Consider the following 16,971-nt stretch of genomic DNA (forward strand, 5'->3'; position numbering starts at 1 on the left):
ATGGACATCTTGATTGTAGATGGTTACAACATTATCGGTGCATGGCCCGAACTAATTTCCTTGAAAAATAAAGATTTAAGCGCAGCTCGGGATTCTTTAGTAGAAAAAATGGCTGAATACCAAGCGTATACTGGTTACCGAGTTATTGTTGTGTTTGATGCCCACTATGTTCAAGGAATTGAAAAAAAATACAACAACTATAAGGTGGAAGTCATTTTTACGAAAGAAAATGAATCAGCTGATGAGAGAATCGAGAAGATGGCCATTAGCTTAAGCAATCGTCAAACTCAAGTCCATGTTGCCACCTCTGATTTCACAGAGCAATGGGTTATTTTTGGGCAAGGTGCTTTAAGAAAATCTGCCAGAGAATTGTTAAATGAAATGAAGTTAATCGAACAAAAAATCGAGAAAAATGTTAAAAAAATTCAAGCAAAAAAACCTGTAACAAAAATTCCGCTTAGTGACGAAATAGCTGAAATTTTCGAAAAATGGCGCCGTGAACGTTGAGGAATGGTTGACTGTCAAAAAAAACCTGCTGTATAATATTTCTATCTATGCATGTGTGGTCGGGGGGATTTGCATGAGTACGGACTTCAGGACAAGGATCAACGAACGATATTTACAGCTTGAAGATGAGGAATTGGTGGACTTAGTGCATAAAGGAGAAAGTGATGCACTGGACTACCTAATTCATAAATATCGAAATTTTGTAAGAGCAAAAGCAAGATCCTATTTTCTGATCGGTGCAGATAAAGAGGATATTGTCCAAGAAGGTATGATTGGCTTATATAAAGCTATTCGCGATTACCGTGAAGACAAGTTGACTTCTTTTAAAGCATTCGCAGAGCTTTGCATTACCAGACAAATTATTACTGCGATTAAAACCGCCACCAGACAAAAGCATATTCCGTTAAATTCTTACGTTTCTTTGGACAAGCCTATATATGATGAGGAGTCCGATCGAACGCTAATGGATGTTCTTTCGGGAGCGAAAGTGATGGACCCGGAGGAATTAATCATTAATCAAGAGGAATTTGACAATATTGAAGTCAAGATGAAAGAGCTATTAAGTGATCTTGAACGAAAAGTTCTTGCTCTATATTTAGACGGTCAATCCTATCAGGAAATATCTGAAGAACTAAATCGCCATGTTAAATCCATTGATAATGCACTACAGCGCGTTAAACGGAAGCTGGAACGGTATTTAGAGGTCCGTGAGTTCTCGATTTAACAGAATGTATAAAATATAATGGGAACATTTATGAGAAATTTTTGTCACTTATTGACACCAATACCTTACCATGGTACATTTTTAAAGACATAAAAGGGCAATGATTGCTTAGAAGGTGTTTTTTATGCAAAAAAAAGTGATTTTGGCTTGTGTAAGCTGTGGTTCACGAAATTACACAACGGTTAGTAAAAAAGAAACACAAGCAAGACTTGAACTAAAGAAATATTGCAACACTTGTGGGATCCATACGATTCATCGGGAAACTAAATGATAACAATCTTATAATAGATCATCGTCAGTTGGAGGTTACTACATGCAGCGCATAACTCAGTTCTTCCGTGAAGTAGTTCGTGAAACAAAAAAGGTAAGTTGGCCAAAACGTAAAGAATTAACTCGTTATACGATAACGGTTTTATCAACCGTTACATTTTTTGCCCTGTTTTTTGCGGCCCTTGATTACGGTATTTCTGAATTGATTCGTTTAATTCTTGAATAACGCTCAGCATTCCATGGTATAATGGAAAATAATGCAGAAACATGTTAAAAGCCCGGTTAACGGGTTTTTTCATTGTGAAAAAATAGGTCGTGTTTTAGTGAAATTTATTGATGGGGAGGGACGGACGAATTAGTCCTCTTGAATGGAAAAGAACTGGTATGTTGTTCATACTTACTCTGGATACGAGAATAAAGTAAAGGCGAATCTGGAGAAACGTGTCGAGTCTATGGGAATGGCAGACAAGATTTTTCGTGTGATTGTGCCTGAAGAAGAAGAAACAGATATCAAAAATGGCAAGAAAAAAGTGGTAAAACGAAAGGTGTTTCCAGGCTATGTTCTGGTAGAAATAGTGATGACGGATGATTCTTGGTATGTTGTCCGCAATACACCTGGAGTAACAGGATTTGTAGGTTCAGCTGGATCCGGATCAAAACCGACACCGCTGCTTCCTGAAGAAGTTGCTGTTATCTTGAAGCGTATGGGTGTAGAAGAGAAACGAATTGATATCAACTTTGAGTTAGGGGAAACAGTACGGGTTAAGGAAGGTCCTTTTGCTAACTTTACTGGTTCTATCGAAGAGATAGAAAAAGATAAATCCAAACTTAAAGTTTTGGTCAATATGTTCGGTCGGGATACCCCGGTAGAGCTTGATTTTACTCAAATTGAAAAATTATAGATTGAAAGAACTTGAAATTGTCACGGAATAGTGATAAAATTTCATAGGTCAATATGTCTCGGAATCGGGATAGACAATTGTCAAGTTCTTTATGTTTATATAAAGACTTTTCTATGAGTGGGAGGGATATTTCCCTATTACCACATCACGGACTTTAAGGAGGTGTGTCTCGTGGCTAAAAAAGTAATTAAAGTTGTCAAATTACAAATTCCTGCAGGTAAAGCAAACCCAGCGCCACCAGTTGGTCCTGCATTAGGTCAAGCCGGTGTTAATATCATGGGATTCTGTAAGGAGTTCAACGCTCGTACGGCTGATCAAGCTGGTTTAATCATCCCAGTTGAAATTACGGTATTTGAAGACCGTTCTTTTACATTTATTACGAAAACTCCTCCTGCTGCAGTTCTTTTAAAAGTAGCAGCTGGAATTCAGTCTGGTTCTGGCCAGCCTAACCGTAATAAAGTAGCGACAGTTAAACGTGCAACAGTACGCGAGATTGCTGAACAGAAAATGCCTGACCTTAACGCAGCTAGTGTTGAAGCAGCTATGCGTATGGTTGAAGGTACTGCTCGCAGCATGGGAATCGTTATCGAAGACTAATCGATGTTTACTGTTAGTGTGTATGGGGGGTTGCGCAGTTGAAAAATTTCACTCGCAACCTTTTTCGTGGGAGGTTTTTCCGCTAAAACCACATTCAAGGAGGAAATAATAATGGCTAAAAAAGGTAAGAAGTATTTAGAAGCTGCTAAGCTTGTAGATAGTTCTAAAGCATACCCAATTGCTGAAGCAATTGAGCTTGCAAAAAAGACAAGCACTGTAAAGTTTGATGCAACTCTTGAAGTAGCTTTCCGTTTAGGGGTTGACCCTAAGAAAGCAGACCAACAAATCCGTGGTGCAGTAGTGCTTCCAAACGGAACAGGTAAAGTTCAACGCGTCCTTGTTTTCGCAAAAGGTGAAAAGGCGAAGGAAGCGGAAGCTGCTGGTGCAGATTATGTAGGTGATTCTGAATACATCAACAAAATCCAACAAGGTTGGTTTGATTTTGATGTAATCGTTGCAACTCCAGACATGATGGGTGAAGTTGGTAAACTTGGTCGTACATTAGGACCTAAAGGTTTAATGCCAAACCCTAAAACTGGTACTGTTACATTTGATGTGACTAAAGCAATCAATGAAATTAAGGCTGGTAAAGTTGAATACCGTGTTGATAAAGCTGGAAACATCCACGTTCCAATCGGTAAACAATCTTTCGAAGACCAAAAGTTAATTGAAAACTTTAACACTGTATTTGAAACAATGTTAAAAGTTAAGCCTGCAGCTGCTAAAGGAACTTACATGAAGAACGTTACTGTTACTTCAACAATGGGGCCTGGCGTGAAAGTTGATCCATCATCTGTTGCAGTAAAATAATGGAATTGACAAACGAACTCGCATTTACTATAATGTGATTTGTTGTTAAATTAAATAAAACATTTGTACCGCAGACAGTAGGTGCCGCTTAAGGCTTAATTTCCTACCGAGGTCATACGATAGATTTACTGTTAAAAACTGCTATTGTATACAATCCTCCATGTCTGTTCGGTGTGGAGGATTTTTATTGTCCGGTATGAATGTAGTAAAACTACAGGAGGTGTAAGGATGAGCAGCGCTATTGAAACAAAGAAACAAATCGTAGATGAAATTGCTGATAAGTTAAAAGCAAGCGTGTCAACAGTTGTAGTTGACTACCGTGGCTTGAATGTTGCAGAAGTTACTGAACTTCGTAAGCAACTTCGTGAAGCAGGTGTCGAGTTCAAAGTTTACAAAAACTCAATGACTCGTCGTGCCGCTGATGCTGTTGAGCTTTCTGGATTAAATTCAGCTCTTACTGGTCCTAACGCAATTGCGTTTAGTACAGAAGATGTAGTTGCTCCTGCTAAAGTTCTTAATGACTTCGCGAAAAAACACGAAGCTCTTGAAATTAAAGCAGGTGTAATTGAAGGAACTGTTGCGACTGCTGATGATATTAAAGCTCTTGCAGAACTACCATCTCGCGAAGGCTTACTATCTATGCTACTCAGCGTTCTTCAAGCACCAATTCGCAATCTTGCTCTTGCTGCAAAAGCTGTTGCAGATCAAAAAGAAGAACAAGGCGCGTAAGTTAGAAATATCGTTTTACTACTAAATAAAACAAAACTCTAAGGAGGAAAATAATCATGACTAAAGAACAAATCATTGAAGCAGTTAAAAATATGACTGTTTTAGAATTAAACGACTTAGTAAAAGCAATTGAAGAAGAATTCGGCGTAACTGCTGCTGCTCCTGTAGCAATGGTAGCTGGTGCTGGTGCTGCTGCTGTTGAAGAGCAAACTGAATTTGATGTGGTACTTGCTTCTGCAGGCGACCAAAAAATCAAAGTTATCAAAGTTGTACGTGAAATCACAGGTCTTGGACTTAAAGAAGCAAAAGAACTTGTTGATAACACTCCAAAGCCAGTTAAAGAAGGCGTTTCTAAAGAAGAAGCTGAAGACATCAAAGCTAAACTTGAAGAAGTTGGCGCTAACGTTGAAGTTAAGTAATTCAACTTTTGAAAAGCTCGCTGCATAAGCGAGCTTTTTGCTTTTTATATTTTTTTAACATATAATACGTTTCGAAAAAGGAATTTTTAAACCTCTAAGCCTTCTGTTATTAACTCTCTCCAATGGAGGTGATTAGTTGACTAATCATTATTATTCCCGCACACAACATGTTCAAAGTGATCCGAAATTTTGGGATTTCAGTTTGAGGCAGCAAACTTTTCGCTTTAAAACCGATAACGGAGTTTTTTCAAAGAAAGAAGTTGATTTCGGTTCGCGTTTATTAATTGAATCGTTCAAGCCGACCGCTGAAAACGGGAAGATCCTCGACGTAGGTTGCGGCTATGGGCCGATAGGAATTTCGATTGCCAAGAGTTTGCCGGATGCAACGATACATATGGTTGATGTAAATGAAAGAGCGCTTGCTCTTGCTAAGGAAAATGCGAGTCTCAATCATGTTGGAAACGTTATGATCTATCCTAGTGATCGGTTGTCAGGGGTTGAAGAAACGGGTTTTTCGGATATCTTAACAAACCCGCCAATTCGTGCTGGGAAACATATCGTTCATGATATTTTTGAGCAAAGCTTTCATCATCTTCAACCAGGTGGTTCGCTTTGGGTGGTAATACAAAAAAAGCAAGGAGCTCCTTCTGCTTTAACTAAATTAGAAGAGCTTTTTGATGAAGTGGAAACAGTGGATAAGCAAAAAGGCTATTTTATTTTTAAAGCAAAAAAACATTGACTCGTCAAGAGGGCTGTGTTAATATTATAAAATGCCAATAGATTAGTTTCCGTAAAGTTGCTAAATTCATCATTTATTGTATAAATTTGGCTATTGACGGATAAGCTAACAAAATAATAGTTCGTCATGTGAAAATGTGGTTTTTGACAGAAAAACCCTTTTTCTTTTTGTCTAATGAGAAATCAGAGTTGGATAAATGTCCAGCTTCAGCGCCTAGGGGCTCGCGGGTCTACAGCCAATCCGTCCAGAAGGTTAAAAAGCAACCTTCCGGCCGGCTTGTCTTATGCTTGTCGCCCCTGAGCAAGGCGCTTCCGCTTTTCTCGATGACAATAGATGCAATTATAACGCTTGATTTGAGGGGTGAATCAGTTGACAGGTCAACTAGTTCAGTATGGACGACACCGCCAACGAAGAAGTTATGCAAGAATCAGTGAAGTTTTAGAGTTACCAAATCTCATTGAAATCCAAACCTCTTCATATCAATGGTTTCTCGATGAGGGTTTGCGAGAAATGTTTCAGGATATTTCTCCAATCGAAGACTTTACTGGTAACCTATCGCTAGAATTCATTGATTACAGCCTAGGTGATCCTAAGTATTCTGTTGAGGAGTCAAAAGAACGAGACGTGACATATTCTGCACCATTACGTGTAAAGGTCCGTCTAGTAAACAAAGAAACAGGTGAAGTAAAAGACCAAGATGTCTTTATGGGTGACTTCCCACTAATGACTGAAACAGGAACATTTGTAATTAACGGAGCTGAACGTGTTATTGTTTCACAGTTAGTGCGTTCTCCGAGTGTGTATTTTAGTGGAAAAGTGGATAAGAACGGGAAGAAAGGGTTTACGGCAACGGTAATCCCTAACCGTGGTGCTTGGCTTGAGTATGAGACTGACGCCAAGGATGTAGTGTATGTAAGGATTGATCGTACGCGGAAACTGCCCGTTACGGTTCTTTTGCGTTCCCTTGGTTTCGGATCTGATTCTGAAATCATTGATTTAGTCGGAGATAATGAATATATCCGAAATACTTTGGAAAAAGACAACACTGAAAGTACTGAAAAAGCACTTTTAGAAATCTATGAGCGTCTTCGTCCAGGTGAACCACCAACTGTGGAAAATGCGAAGAGTTTATTAGTATCTCGTTTCTTTGATCCAAAGCGTTATGATTTAGCGAATGTGGGACGCTATAAGATTAATAAAAAGCTTCATATTAAAAATAGACTTTTCGGTCAGCGTCTTGCCGAAACTTTAGTGGATCCTGAAACAGGAGAAATTATTGCAGAAAAAGGTACGACACTAGATCGCCGTACACTAGATCGAATCCTTCCGAATCTGGAGCAAAATATTGGATTTAAATCTTTCAATCCAGTTGGTGGAGTAGTTGAAGAAGATATCGTCCTTCAATCTATCAAAATCTATGCTCCAAATGAAGATGGAGAAAAGGTGATCAATGTAATTGGTAATTCAAATATTGAAGAAGCCATCAAAAACATTACACCTGCTGATATCATTGCTTCGATCAGCTATTTCTTCAACTTGTTACATGGTGTAGGTAATACCGATGATATCGATCATTTAGGTAACCGTCGCTTGCGTTCTGTTGGAGAATTACTGCAAAATCAGTTCCGAATCGGTTTATCTCGTATGGAGCGTGTTGTTCGTGAAAGAATGTCCATTCAAGACACGGCAACGATTACTCCGCAACAATTAATTAATATTAGACCGGTTATTGCTTCAATCAAGGAGTTCTTCGGAAGCTCTCAGTTATCACAGTTCATGGATCAAACCAATCCATTAGCTGAATTGACACATAAGCGTCGTCTATCTGCTTTAGGACCTGGTGGTTTAACTCGGGAACGTGCGGGCTTCGAAGTTCGTGACGTTCACTACTCTCACTATGGCCGGATGTGTCCGATTGAGACTCCAGAGGGACCGAACATTGGATTAATTAACTCGCTTTCTACATTTGCAAAAGTAAATCGTTTTGGGTTTATCGAAACTCCGTATCGTCGCGTTGATCCTGATACTGGAAAAGTAACCAATCGAATCGATTACTTAACTGCAGATGAGGAAGATAATTATGTTGTTGCCCAAGCGAACGCTCGCCTTGGTGAAGATGGATCTTTCTTAGATGAAGATATTGTGGCGCGTTTCCGTGGTGAAAATACGGTTGTTAACCGCGATCGTATCGATTACATGGATGTATCGCCTAAACAGGTTGTTTCTGCTGCAACAGCATGTATTCCGTTCTTGGAAAATGACGACTCTAACCGTGCTTTGATGGGTGCGAACATGCAACGTCAAGCTGTTCCACTTATGCAGCCTGAAGCTCCAAGAGTAGGAACTGGTATGGAGTATGTTTCCGCGAAAGACTCGGGAGCTGCTGTTATTTGTAAGCATCCTGGTATCGTTGAACATGTTGAGGCTCGTGAAGTATGGGTTCGTCGCATTTCAGAGGTAGATGGTCAAGAAACGAAAGGCAATCTTGACAAGTATCGGATGTTGAAATTCATTCGTTCTAACCAAGGAACATGCTACAATCAACGCCCAATTGTCAGTGTTGGAGATCGTGTTGTGAAAGGTGAAATCCTTGCCGACGGTCCTTCTATGGAAAAAGGTGAATTAGCATTAGGACGTAATGTTCTTGTTGCCTTCATGACATGGGATGGATACAACTATGAAGATGCGATTATTATGAGTGAACGTCTTGTAAAAGACGATGTTTATACATCGATTCATATTGAAGAATATGAATCAGAGTCTCGTGATACAAAATTAGGGCCTGAAGAGATTACCCGTGATATTCCTAACGTTGGTGAAGATGCACTTCGCAACTTGGATGAGCGTGGAATTATCCGGATCGGAGCTGAAGTAAAAGACGGAGATCTTCTCGTCGGTAAAGTTACTCCTAAGGGGGTTACTGAGCTAACTGCTGAAGAACGTTTATTACATGCTATTTTTGGTGAAAAAGCCCGTGAAGTTAGGGATACATCACTTCGTGTACCACACGGTGGTGGCGGAATTGTTCTGGATGTGAAGGTGTTTAATCGTGAAGACGGTGACGAACTTCCACCAGGTGTAAACCAACTTGTTCGCGTTTATATTGTCCAAAAACGGAAAATTTCCGAAGGGGATAAAATGGCGGGACGCCATGGTAACAAAGGGGTTATTTCGCGTATTCTTCCTGAGGAAGATATGCCGTATCTCCCAGATGGTACACCAGTTGATATCATGTTGAACCCATTAGGGGTACCATCACGGATGAATATCGGACAGGTGTTAGAATTACATCTAGGTATGGCTGCCAGAAGTCTTGGAATTCACGTTGCTTCTCCAGTATTCGATGGAGCGCGTGAGGAAGACGTATGGGCAACCATCGAAGAAGCGGGTATGGCTCGTGATGCTAAAACGGTGCTTTATGATGGCCGTTCCGGGGAAGCTTTTGATAATCGTGTTTCCGTCGGGGTTATGTATATGATTAAACTTGCCCACATGGTAGATGATAAGCTACATGCGCGTTCAACAGGACCATACTCACTCGTTACTCAGCAGCCACTGGGTGGTAAAGCCCAATTTGGTGGACAGCGTTTTGGTGAGATGGAAGTATGGGCACTTGAAGCTTACGGTGCAGCTTATACATTACAAGAAATTTTAACTGTAAAATCCGATGACGTGGTTGGTCGTGTTAAGACATATGAGGCCATTGTAAAAGGTGAAAATGTACCTGAACCTGGTGTGCCAGAGTCGTTTAAGGTATTAATTAAAGAACTTCAAAGCTTGGGAATGGATGTTAAGATTCTTTCAGGTGACGAACAGGAAATTGAAATGCGTGACCTAGAAGATGAGGAAGAAATTCAACAAGCAGAGACTTTAACGATTGCACCTGAATTGGATAGTGTTGAAACAGAGCCTGTTGGAACGAAAGAATAAATAGATTAACAGCTCAGTGAAGACGTTCATCTTCGCTGAGCTCCACTTTTTAAAAAATGCCGATACAAGAATCGGTCATGATTTTGTGCCATCCGATAACAATCGCAATAAGGGTAAAACCTGAAGATCGAAAGGGAGGTAGGCCCCTTGCTAGATGTAAATAATTTTGAGTATATGAAAATTGGTCTCGCTTCACCGGATAAAATCCGTTCGTGGTCATTTGGTGAGGTAAAGAAACCAGAAACGATTAACTATCGTACACTAAAACCGGAAAAAGACGGTTTGTTTTGTGAACGAATTTTTGGTCCGCAAAAAGACTGGGAATGTCATTGCGGTAAGTACAAGCGTGTCCGCTATAAAGGTGTTGTTTGTGATCGTTGTGGCGTTGAGGTTACACGTGCAAAGGTTCGCCGTGAGCGTATGGGGCACATCGAATTAGCAGCACCAGTATCTCATATTTGGTACTTTAAAGGGATTCCAAGTCGTATGGGGCTTGTTCTTGACATGTCACCACGTGCGCTTGAAGAGGTTATTTACTTTGCGTCTTACGTTGTTACTGAATCTGGAGATACAGCGCTCGAAAAGAAACAGCTTCTTTCAGAAAAAGAATATCGTACATACCGTGAAAAATACGGTAATAAATTCCAAGCGTCTATGGGTGCTGAAGCGATTAAAAAGCTGTTAGTCGATATTGATTTAGAAAAAGAAGTGGATGTTTTAAAAGAAGAATTAAAGACCGCTCAAGGGCAACGCCGGACGCGCGCTATTAAACGTTTAGAAGTACTTGAAGCATTCCGTGGTTCTGGAAATGAGCCTTCATGGATGATTCTTGATGTTCTTCCGGTTATTCCGCCAGAATTACGTCCAATGGTTCAATTGGATGGAGGCCGGTTTGCTACTTCTGACCTAAATGACCTATATCGTCGTGTTATCAACCGTAATAATCGATTAAAGCGGTTATTAGATCTTGGTGCACCAAGCATTATCGTTCAAAACGAAAAACGGATGCTTCAAGAAGCGGTTGACGCATTGATTGACAATGGTCGTCGCGGCCGTCCTGTTACAGGTCCGGGAAATCGCCCATTAAAATCACTTTCCCATATGTTAAAAGGGAAGCAAGGACGTTTCCGTCAAAACTTGTTAGGTAAGCGTGTTGACTATTCAGGTCGTTCCGTTATTGTCGTAGGACCAAACTTGAAAATGTATCAATGCGGGCTACCAAAGGAAATGGCACTTGAGTTATTTAAACCATTTGTTATGAAGGAACTAGTCGAAAAAGGACTTGCTCATAATATCAAATCTGCAAAACGTAAAATTGAGCGTGTGCAGCCAGAGGTTTGGGATGTGCTTGAAGAGGTTATCAGAGAGCATCCGGTATTACTTAACCGTGCCCCGACTCTTCACCGTTTAGGGATTCAAGCTTTTGAACCTACATTGGTTGAAGGTCGCGCGATTCGTCTTCATCCGCTTGTTTGTACTGCTTATAATGCAGACTTCGACGGAGACCAAATGGCTGTACACGTACCGTTATCTTCTGAGGCGCAAGCTGAAGCACGTTTGTTAATGCTTGCTGCTCAAAATATCTTGAATCCGAAGGATGGTAAACCGGTTGTTACACCTTCCCAGGACATGGTATTAGGTAACTATTATTTAACGATGGAACGTGAAGGTGCAGTTGGTGAAGGTATGGTCTTTAAGGACCGTAACGAAGCATTAATTGCATACCAAAACGGGTATGTTCACTTGCATACAAGAGTTGCTGTTCATGCTGGTTCGTTAGGAAATGTAACGTTTACGGAAGAACAAAACTCAAAGTTATTAATTTCAACTGTTGGTAAACTAATCTTCAATGAGATTTTGCCAGAGTCTTTCCCATATATTAATGAACCAACGAAGTTCAATCTAGAAGAGAAAACACCAGAAAGATACTTCGTTGAACCAGGAACTGATGTAAAAGCGGTTATTAAAGAGATGCCATTAGTGGATCCATTTAAGAAGAAAATTCTTGGAAACATCATTGCGGAAGTGTTTAAACGTTTTAAAATCACTGAAACGTCAAAAATGCTAGACCGTATGAAGGACCTTGGATTTAGACATTCAACTAAAGCAGGTATTACAGTTGGGGTAGCAGATATTGTCGTCTTGGGTGAAAAGCAAGAAATTATTCACGAGGCACAAGCTAAGGTTGATAACGTAATGAAGCAGTTCAGACGTGGTTTGATTACTGAAGATGAACGTTATGACCGTGTCATTTCCATCTGGAGCGCCGCGAAGGATAATATTCAAGCTAAACTGATGAAATCATTGGAAAAGACAAATCCAATTTTCATGATGAGTGATTCAGGAGCTCGTGGTAACGCATCTAACTTTACACAGTTAGCGGGTATGCGCGGACTAATGGCCAACCCGGCTGGACGGATTATCGAATTACCAATCAAATCTAGTTTCCGTGAAGGATTAACAGTATTAGAGTACTTTATTTCAACACACGGAGCACGGAAAGGGTTGGCGGATACAGCCCTTAAAACAGCTGACTCAGGTTACTTAACTCGTCGTCTTGTTGATGTAGCACAGGATGTTATTGTACGTGAAGATGATTGTGGTACAGACAGAGGACTGTTAATTAGAGCCTTAAAAGATGGCACAGAAGTCATTGAAGCTTTAGATGAACGTTTAATCGGCCGTTATGCAAGAAAAGCGATTAGACACCCTGAAACAAATAATGTAATTGTTCCTGAAAATGGATTAATTACTGAAGATCTCTCGGTTGAGGTTGTTGAAGCAGGCGTTGAAGAGGTTTGGATCCGTTCTGCCTTTACATGTAACACCCGCCACGGTGTATGTAAGAAATGTTATGGTCGTAACCTGGCAACTGGTCAAGAAGTTGAGGTTGGTGAAGCCGTTGGTATTATCGCCGCTCAATCAATTGGTGAGCCTGGAACGCAGTTAACGATGCGTACATTCCATACCGGTGGGGTTGCCGGAGACGATATTACTCAAGGTTTACCGCGTATTCAAGAGTTATTTGAAGCGCGTAATCCAAAAGGTCAATCCGTCATTTCTGAAATCGAAGGGGTCGTTGTTGGCATTAACGAAGGTCGTGACCGTCAACATGAAATCGTTGTACAAGGCGATGTTGAAAGCCGTACGTACACAGCTCCATATACAGCTCGCTTAAAAGTGGCGATTAATACCAAAGTCGGACGTGGTCAAGAGTTAACAGAAGGGTCAATCGATCCGAAGGAACTATTGCGCGTTACCGATATGACCTCTGTTCAAGAATACTTGCTACGTGAGGTTCAAAAGGTATACCGGATGCAAGGGGTTGAAATTGGCGACAAACATATCGAAGTAATGGTACGTCAAATGCTTCGAAAAGTTCGTGTCATCGATTCTGGAGAAACTGACGTATTACCTGGAGCTCTCCTTGATATACATCAGTTCACAGACGCTAATGAAAAGGCTTTGTTAGCAGGCAAATTACCTGCAACAGGACGCCCAGTCTTGCTAGGTATTACAAAAGCATCACTTGAAACAGATTCATTCCTATCAGCAGCATCGTTCCAAGAAACTACAAGAGTTCTTACAGATGCAGCGATTAAAGGTAAACGTGATGAATTGCTCGGTTTAAAAGAGAACGTTATTATCGGTAAGCTAGTTCCGGCTGGAACCGGTATGCAACGTTACCGTCGAGCAGAGCCAGTTCTTCAAGAAGAGTCTGAAGTTGATCCGGTAACAGTTGAGTAATAATTTTTTATAAAGAATGCGGTACTTTGGTGTTTAAACCGTAAGTACCGCATTTTATAATAAAAAAATTTTAAAGATGTTGACAATAAATTGTGTAGGTGTTAATATATCAAAGGTGCTCCTATTTACCTGATACTTTGGAGGATATGAACGATGTCTTATGAAAAAGTATTGCAGGCTGATCATATCATTATAGGAACAAAACAAGCAGTTAAGGCTCTAAAATCTGGTACAGTCACCGAACTGGTTGTAGCAACTGATGCTGACCTTAGGGTAGTATCAAAGGTTGTACAGACAGCAAAGGAACTAGACGTACAGATTACTTATGTGGATTCCATGAAAAAGCTTGGAAAAGCATGTAAGATAGATGTTGGAGCTGCCGCTGTGGCCATTACTCGTTAAAAACTGTTTTTGTAGAATATATCTGCAAAAACTTTGTTTTTGCAAAAAAATGAACCACCTGGATGTGTGGGCTTACAAGAAGAAATGAAGGGAGGAAAAAACATGCCTACTATTAATCAATTAGTGCGTAAACCTCGTCAATCAAAAGAGGAAAAGTCAAAATCACCAGCACTTAATAAAGGTTACAACAGTTTCAAAAAGTCACAAACTAACGTTTCTTCACCGCAAAAACGTGGTGTATGTACACGTGTTGGTACAATGACTCCAAAGAAACCGAACTCTGCATTACGTAAATATGCTCGTGTTCGCTTAACAAATGGTATCGAGGTAACTGCTTACATTCCTGGTATCGGACACAACCTACAAGAGCACAGTGTTGTGCTTATCCGTGGCGGACGTGTAAAAGACTTACCGGGGGTACGTTACCACATCGTTCGTGGAGCGTTAGATACAGCTGGTGTTAACAACCGTATGCAAGGTCGTTCTAAGTACGGAACTAAGAGACCAAAAGCTCCAAAAAAATAATCTTATTAAATAAAAGCTTCGTTGAAAGGAGGAAAAAACATGCCACGTAAAGGTCCTGTAGCAAAAAGAGACGTATTACCAGATCCGATTTATAATTCAAAGCTTGTTACTCGTTTGATCAACAAAATGATGATCGACGGTAAAAGAGGTAAGTCTCAAGAAATTCTTTACTCAGCATTTGATATTATTCGTGAACGTACTGGCAAAGAGCCGATGGAAGTGTTTGATCAAGCACTTAAAAACATCATGCCAGTATTAGAAGTAAGAGCACGTCGTGTAGGTGGTGCTAACTACCAAGTTCCAGTGGAGGTACGTCCTGATCGTCGTACTACTCTTGGTCTTCGTTGGTTAGTAAACTATTCACGTCTTCGCGGTGAAAAGACAATGGAACAGCGTTTAGCTAACGAAATTCTAGATGCAGCAAATGCAACTGGAGCTTCTGTTAAAAAACGTGAAGATACACACAAAATGGCGGAAGCAAACAAAGCGTTTGCACACTACCGCTGGTAAAATAAACTTTAAATACAATACACTCATACAAGGAAGGAGAAAGACCAAATGGCTAGAGAGTTCTCCTTGGAAAAAACTCGTAATATTGGAATCATGGCTCATATCGATGCCGGTAAAACAACGACTACTGAGCGCGTCCTTTATTATACTGGGCGTATTCACAAGATTGGTGAAACTCATGAAGGTGCATCACAGATGGACTGGATGGAGCAAGAACAAGAACGTGGTATCACAATCACTTCTGCTGCAACAACTGCACAATGGAAAAACCATCGTGTAAACATTATCGACACGCCAGGACACGTAGACTTCACTGTAGAGGTTGAACGTTCCCTTCGTGTACTAGATGGAGCTGTTGCTGTTCTTGATGCCCAATCTGGAGTTGAGCCACAAACAGAAACTGTTTGGCGCCAAGCAACTACTTATGGAGTTCCCCGTGTAGTATTCGTAAATAAAATGGATAAGATCGGTGCGGACTTCCTTTATTCTGTAAAAACTCTACATGATCGTCTTCAAGCGAATGCTCATCCAATCCAATTACCAATCGGTGCGGAAGATCAATTCGAAGCGATTATCGACTTAGTAGAAATGAAAGCTCATTTCTACAGTAACGACCTAGGTACTGATATCGAGGTTCGTGAAATTCCTGAAGAATTTCAAGCTCAAGCTGAAGAATACCGTGAAAAATTGGTTGAAGCAGTAGCTGAACTTGATGAAGAATTAATGGAAAAATACCTTGGCGGTGAAGAAATCAGCGTTGAAGAATTAAAAGCTGGTATCCGTAAAGGTACAACAAATGTTGAGTTCTACCCAGTTATCTGTGGTTCAGCATTTAAAAACAAAGGTGTTCAATTAATGCTTGATGCTGTTATTGACTATCTTCCATCTCCGTTAGATGTTCCTTCTATTAAAGGTCATCTTCCTGATACAGAAGAAGAAGTAGAGCGTCATTCTAGCGATGAAGAGCCTTTCTCTGCACTTGCATTTAAAGTTATGACAGACCCTTATGTAGGGAAGTTAACATTCTTCCGTGTGTACTCTGGTACATTAAGCTCTGGATCTTACGTTCAGAACTCTACAAAAGGTAAGCGTGAGCGTATCGGTCGTATCCTGCAAATGCATGCTAACAGCCGTCAAGAGATTTCTGAAGTGTATGCAGGGGATATCGCTGCTGCAGTAGGTTTAAAGGATACAACAACTGGTGATACTTTATGTGATGATAAAGCTCCAGTTATCCTAGAGTCTATGCAGTTCCCTGAGCCAGTTATCGAGTTGTCAGTTGAACCTAAATCTAAAGCTGACCAAGATAAAATGACTACTGCATTACAAAAACTTCAAGAAGAGGATCCAACATTCCGTGCACACACAAACCAGGAAACTGGACAAGTTATCATCGCTGGTATGGGTGAACTTCACCTTGATATCATCGTTGATCGTATGCGCCGTGAATTCAAAGTAGAAGCAAACGTAGGTGCACCTCAGGTTGCCTACCGTGAGACTTTCCGTGCATCTGCACAAGTTGAAGGAAAGTTTGCCCGTCAGTCTGGTGGACGCGGTCAATACGGTCACGTATGGATCGAATTCTCTCCAAACGAAGAGGGTAAAGGCTTCGAATTTGAAAATGGTATCGTCGGTGGGGTTGTTCCTCGTGAATATATCCCAGCTGTTCAAGCAGGACTTGAAGATGCCCTTGATAGAGGGGTACTTGCTGGTTATCCATTAGTTGACATTAAAGCAAGACTATTTGATGGTTCTTACCATGATGTTGACTCAAGTGAAATGGCGTTTAAAATTGCTGCATCGATGGCACTTAAAAACGCTGCTTCAAAATGTAGCCCAGTAATCCTAGAGCCTGTTATGAGAGTTGAAGTTGTAATTCCTGAAGATTATCTTGGAGATATCATGGGCCAAATCACTGCTCGTCGTGGACGTGTAGAGGGTATGGAAGCTCGTGGAAACGCACAAGTAGTTCGTGCGATGGTACCACTTTCTGAAATGTTTGGATACGCTACAACTTTACGTTCAAGCACGCAAGGACGCGGTGTATTCTCAATGCACTTCGATCATTACGAAGAAGTACCAAAATCAATCTCTGAAGAGATCATCAAAAAAAATAAAGGTGAGTAATTGATTTTACCACTTTAATCAAGTATAAATACT

At 40.6% G+C, this 16,971-nt stretch carries 16 protein-coding genes and 1 other annotated feature; all 16 genes read left to right on the forward strand.

Annotation, left to right across the window (positions count from 1 at the left end; all coding sequences use genetic code 11):
• The 16 genes from ACI48O_RS20775 to fusA all read left to right on the forward strand — a co-directional run bounded on the left by ACI48O_RS20775 (nt 1) and on the right by fusA (nt 16,938).
• Nucleotides 1–507 carry an NYN domain-containing protein gene (locus tag ACI48O_RS20775; RefSeq protein WP_435563742.1) on the forward strand — a complete coding sequence of 169 codons (507 nt, stop codon included), beginning with the start codon at nt 1–3 and terminating at the stop codon, nt 505–507.
• Nucleotides 508–580: 73 nt separating this feature from the next.
• Nucleotides 581–1,231, forward strand: coding sequence for an RNA polymerase sporulation sigma factor SigH (sigH, locus tag ACI48O_RS20780; RefSeq protein ID WP_435563743.1), 651 nt, complete (start codon nt 581–583; stop codon nt 1,229–1,231).
• A 124-nt stretch (nt 1,232–1,355) separates the two neighbouring features.
• Nucleotides 1,356–1,502: a 50S ribosomal protein L33 gene (rpmG, locus tag ACI48O_RS20785; RefSeq protein WP_435563744.1), complete on the forward strand. Its 147-nt coding sequence runs from the start codon at nt 1,356–1,358 to the stop codon at nt 1,500–1,502.
• A 42-nt stretch (nt 1,503–1,544) separates the two neighbouring features.
• Nucleotides 1,545–1,727, forward strand: a complete 183-nt coding sequence (gene secE / locus ACI48O_RS20790; protein WP_435563745.1) for a preprotein translocase subunit SecE — start codon at nt 1,545–1,547, stop codon at nt 1,725–1,727.
• Nucleotides 1,728–1,869: 142 nt separating this feature from the next.
• The gene (nusG, locus tag ACI48O_RS20795; RefSeq protein WP_435563746.1) at nt 1,870–2,403 is read left to right on the forward strand and encodes a transcription termination/antitermination protein NusG; all 534 of its coding nucleotides are present in this window, start codon (nt 1,870–1,872) and stop codon (nt 2,401–2,403) included.
• Nucleotides 2,404–2,574: 171 nt separating this feature from the next.
• A complete protein-coding gene (gene rplK / locus ACI48O_RS20800; RefSeq protein ID WP_147535699.1) occupies nt 2,575–3,000 on the forward strand; it encodes a 50S ribosomal protein L11 in 426 nt (141 codons plus the stop codon).
• 111 nt (nt 3,001–3,111) lie between these two features.
• Complete coding sequence (gene rplA / locus ACI48O_RS20805; protein ID WP_435563747.1) at nt 3,112–3,810, forward strand: 50S ribosomal protein L1; 699 nt, start codon at nt 3,112–3,114, stop codon at nt 3,808–3,810.
• A gap of 50 nt (nt 3,811–3,860) precedes the next feature.
• Nucleotides 3,861–4,006 (forward strand) — a sequence feature (ribosomal protein L10 leader region).
• Nucleotides 4,007–4,038: 32 nt separating this feature from the next.
• Nucleotides 4,039–4,539: a 50S ribosomal protein L10 gene (gene rplJ, locus ACI48O_RS20810; protein WP_435563748.1), complete on the forward strand. Its 501-nt coding sequence runs from the start codon at nt 4,039–4,041 to the stop codon at nt 4,537–4,539.
• 56 nt (nt 4,540–4,595) lie between these two features.
• Nucleotides 4,596–4,958: a 50S ribosomal protein L7/L12 gene (gene rplL / locus ACI48O_RS20815; protein WP_435563749.1), complete on the forward strand. Its 363-nt coding sequence runs from the start codon at nt 4,596–4,598 to the stop codon at nt 4,956–4,958.
• Nucleotides 4,959–5,094: 136 nt separating this feature from the next.
• A complete protein-coding gene (locus ACI48O_RS20820; RefSeq protein ID WP_435563750.1) occupies nt 5,095–5,697 on the forward strand; it encodes a class I SAM-dependent methyltransferase in 603 nt (200 codons plus the stop codon).
• 360 nt (nt 5,698–6,057) lie between these two features.
• A complete protein-coding gene (gene rpoB, locus ACI48O_RS20825) occupies nt 6,058–9,627 on the forward strand; it encodes a DNA-directed RNA polymerase subunit beta (protein ID WP_472850892.1) in 3,570 nt (1,189 codons plus the stop codon).
• A gap of 147 nt (nt 9,628–9,774) precedes the next feature.
• Nucleotides 9,775–13,374 carry a DNA-directed RNA polymerase subunit beta' gene (gene rpoC / locus ACI48O_RS20830; protein WP_435563752.1) on the forward strand — a complete coding sequence of 1,200 codons (3,600 nt, stop codon included), beginning with the start codon at nt 9,775–9,777 and terminating at the stop codon, nt 13,372–13,374.
• 153 nt (nt 13,375–13,527) lie between these two features.
• A complete protein-coding gene (locus ACI48O_RS20835; protein WP_435563753.1) occupies nt 13,528–13,776 on the forward strand; it encodes a 50S ribosomal protein L7ae-like protein in 249 nt (82 codons plus the stop codon).
• A gap of 102 nt (nt 13,777–13,878) precedes the next feature.
• Entirely contained in the window at nt 13,879–14,301 is a 423-nt protein-coding gene (gene rpsL, locus ACI48O_RS20840; protein ID WP_088084980.1) for a 30S ribosomal protein S12, read from the forward strand.
• Nucleotides 14,302–14,340: 39 nt separating this feature from the next.
• Complete coding sequence (rpsG, locus tag ACI48O_RS20845; protein ID WP_435563754.1) at nt 14,341–14,811, forward strand: 30S ribosomal protein S7; 471 nt, start codon at nt 14,341–14,343, stop codon at nt 14,809–14,811.
• Nucleotides 14,812–14,859: 48 nt separating this feature from the next.
• Nucleotides 14,860–16,938, forward strand: coding sequence for an elongation factor G (gene fusA / locus ACI48O_RS20850; protein ID WP_435563755.1), 2,079 nt, complete (start codon nt 14,860–14,862; stop codon nt 16,936–16,938).
• The last annotated feature ends 33 nt before the right edge of the window (nt 16,939–16,971 follow it).

This window comes from Neobacillus terrisolis (assembly GCF_051233475.1).
In the GTDB taxonomy this organism is placed as follows: domain Bacteria; phylum Bacillota; class Bacilli; order Bacillales; family Cytobacillaceae; genus Bacillus_BU.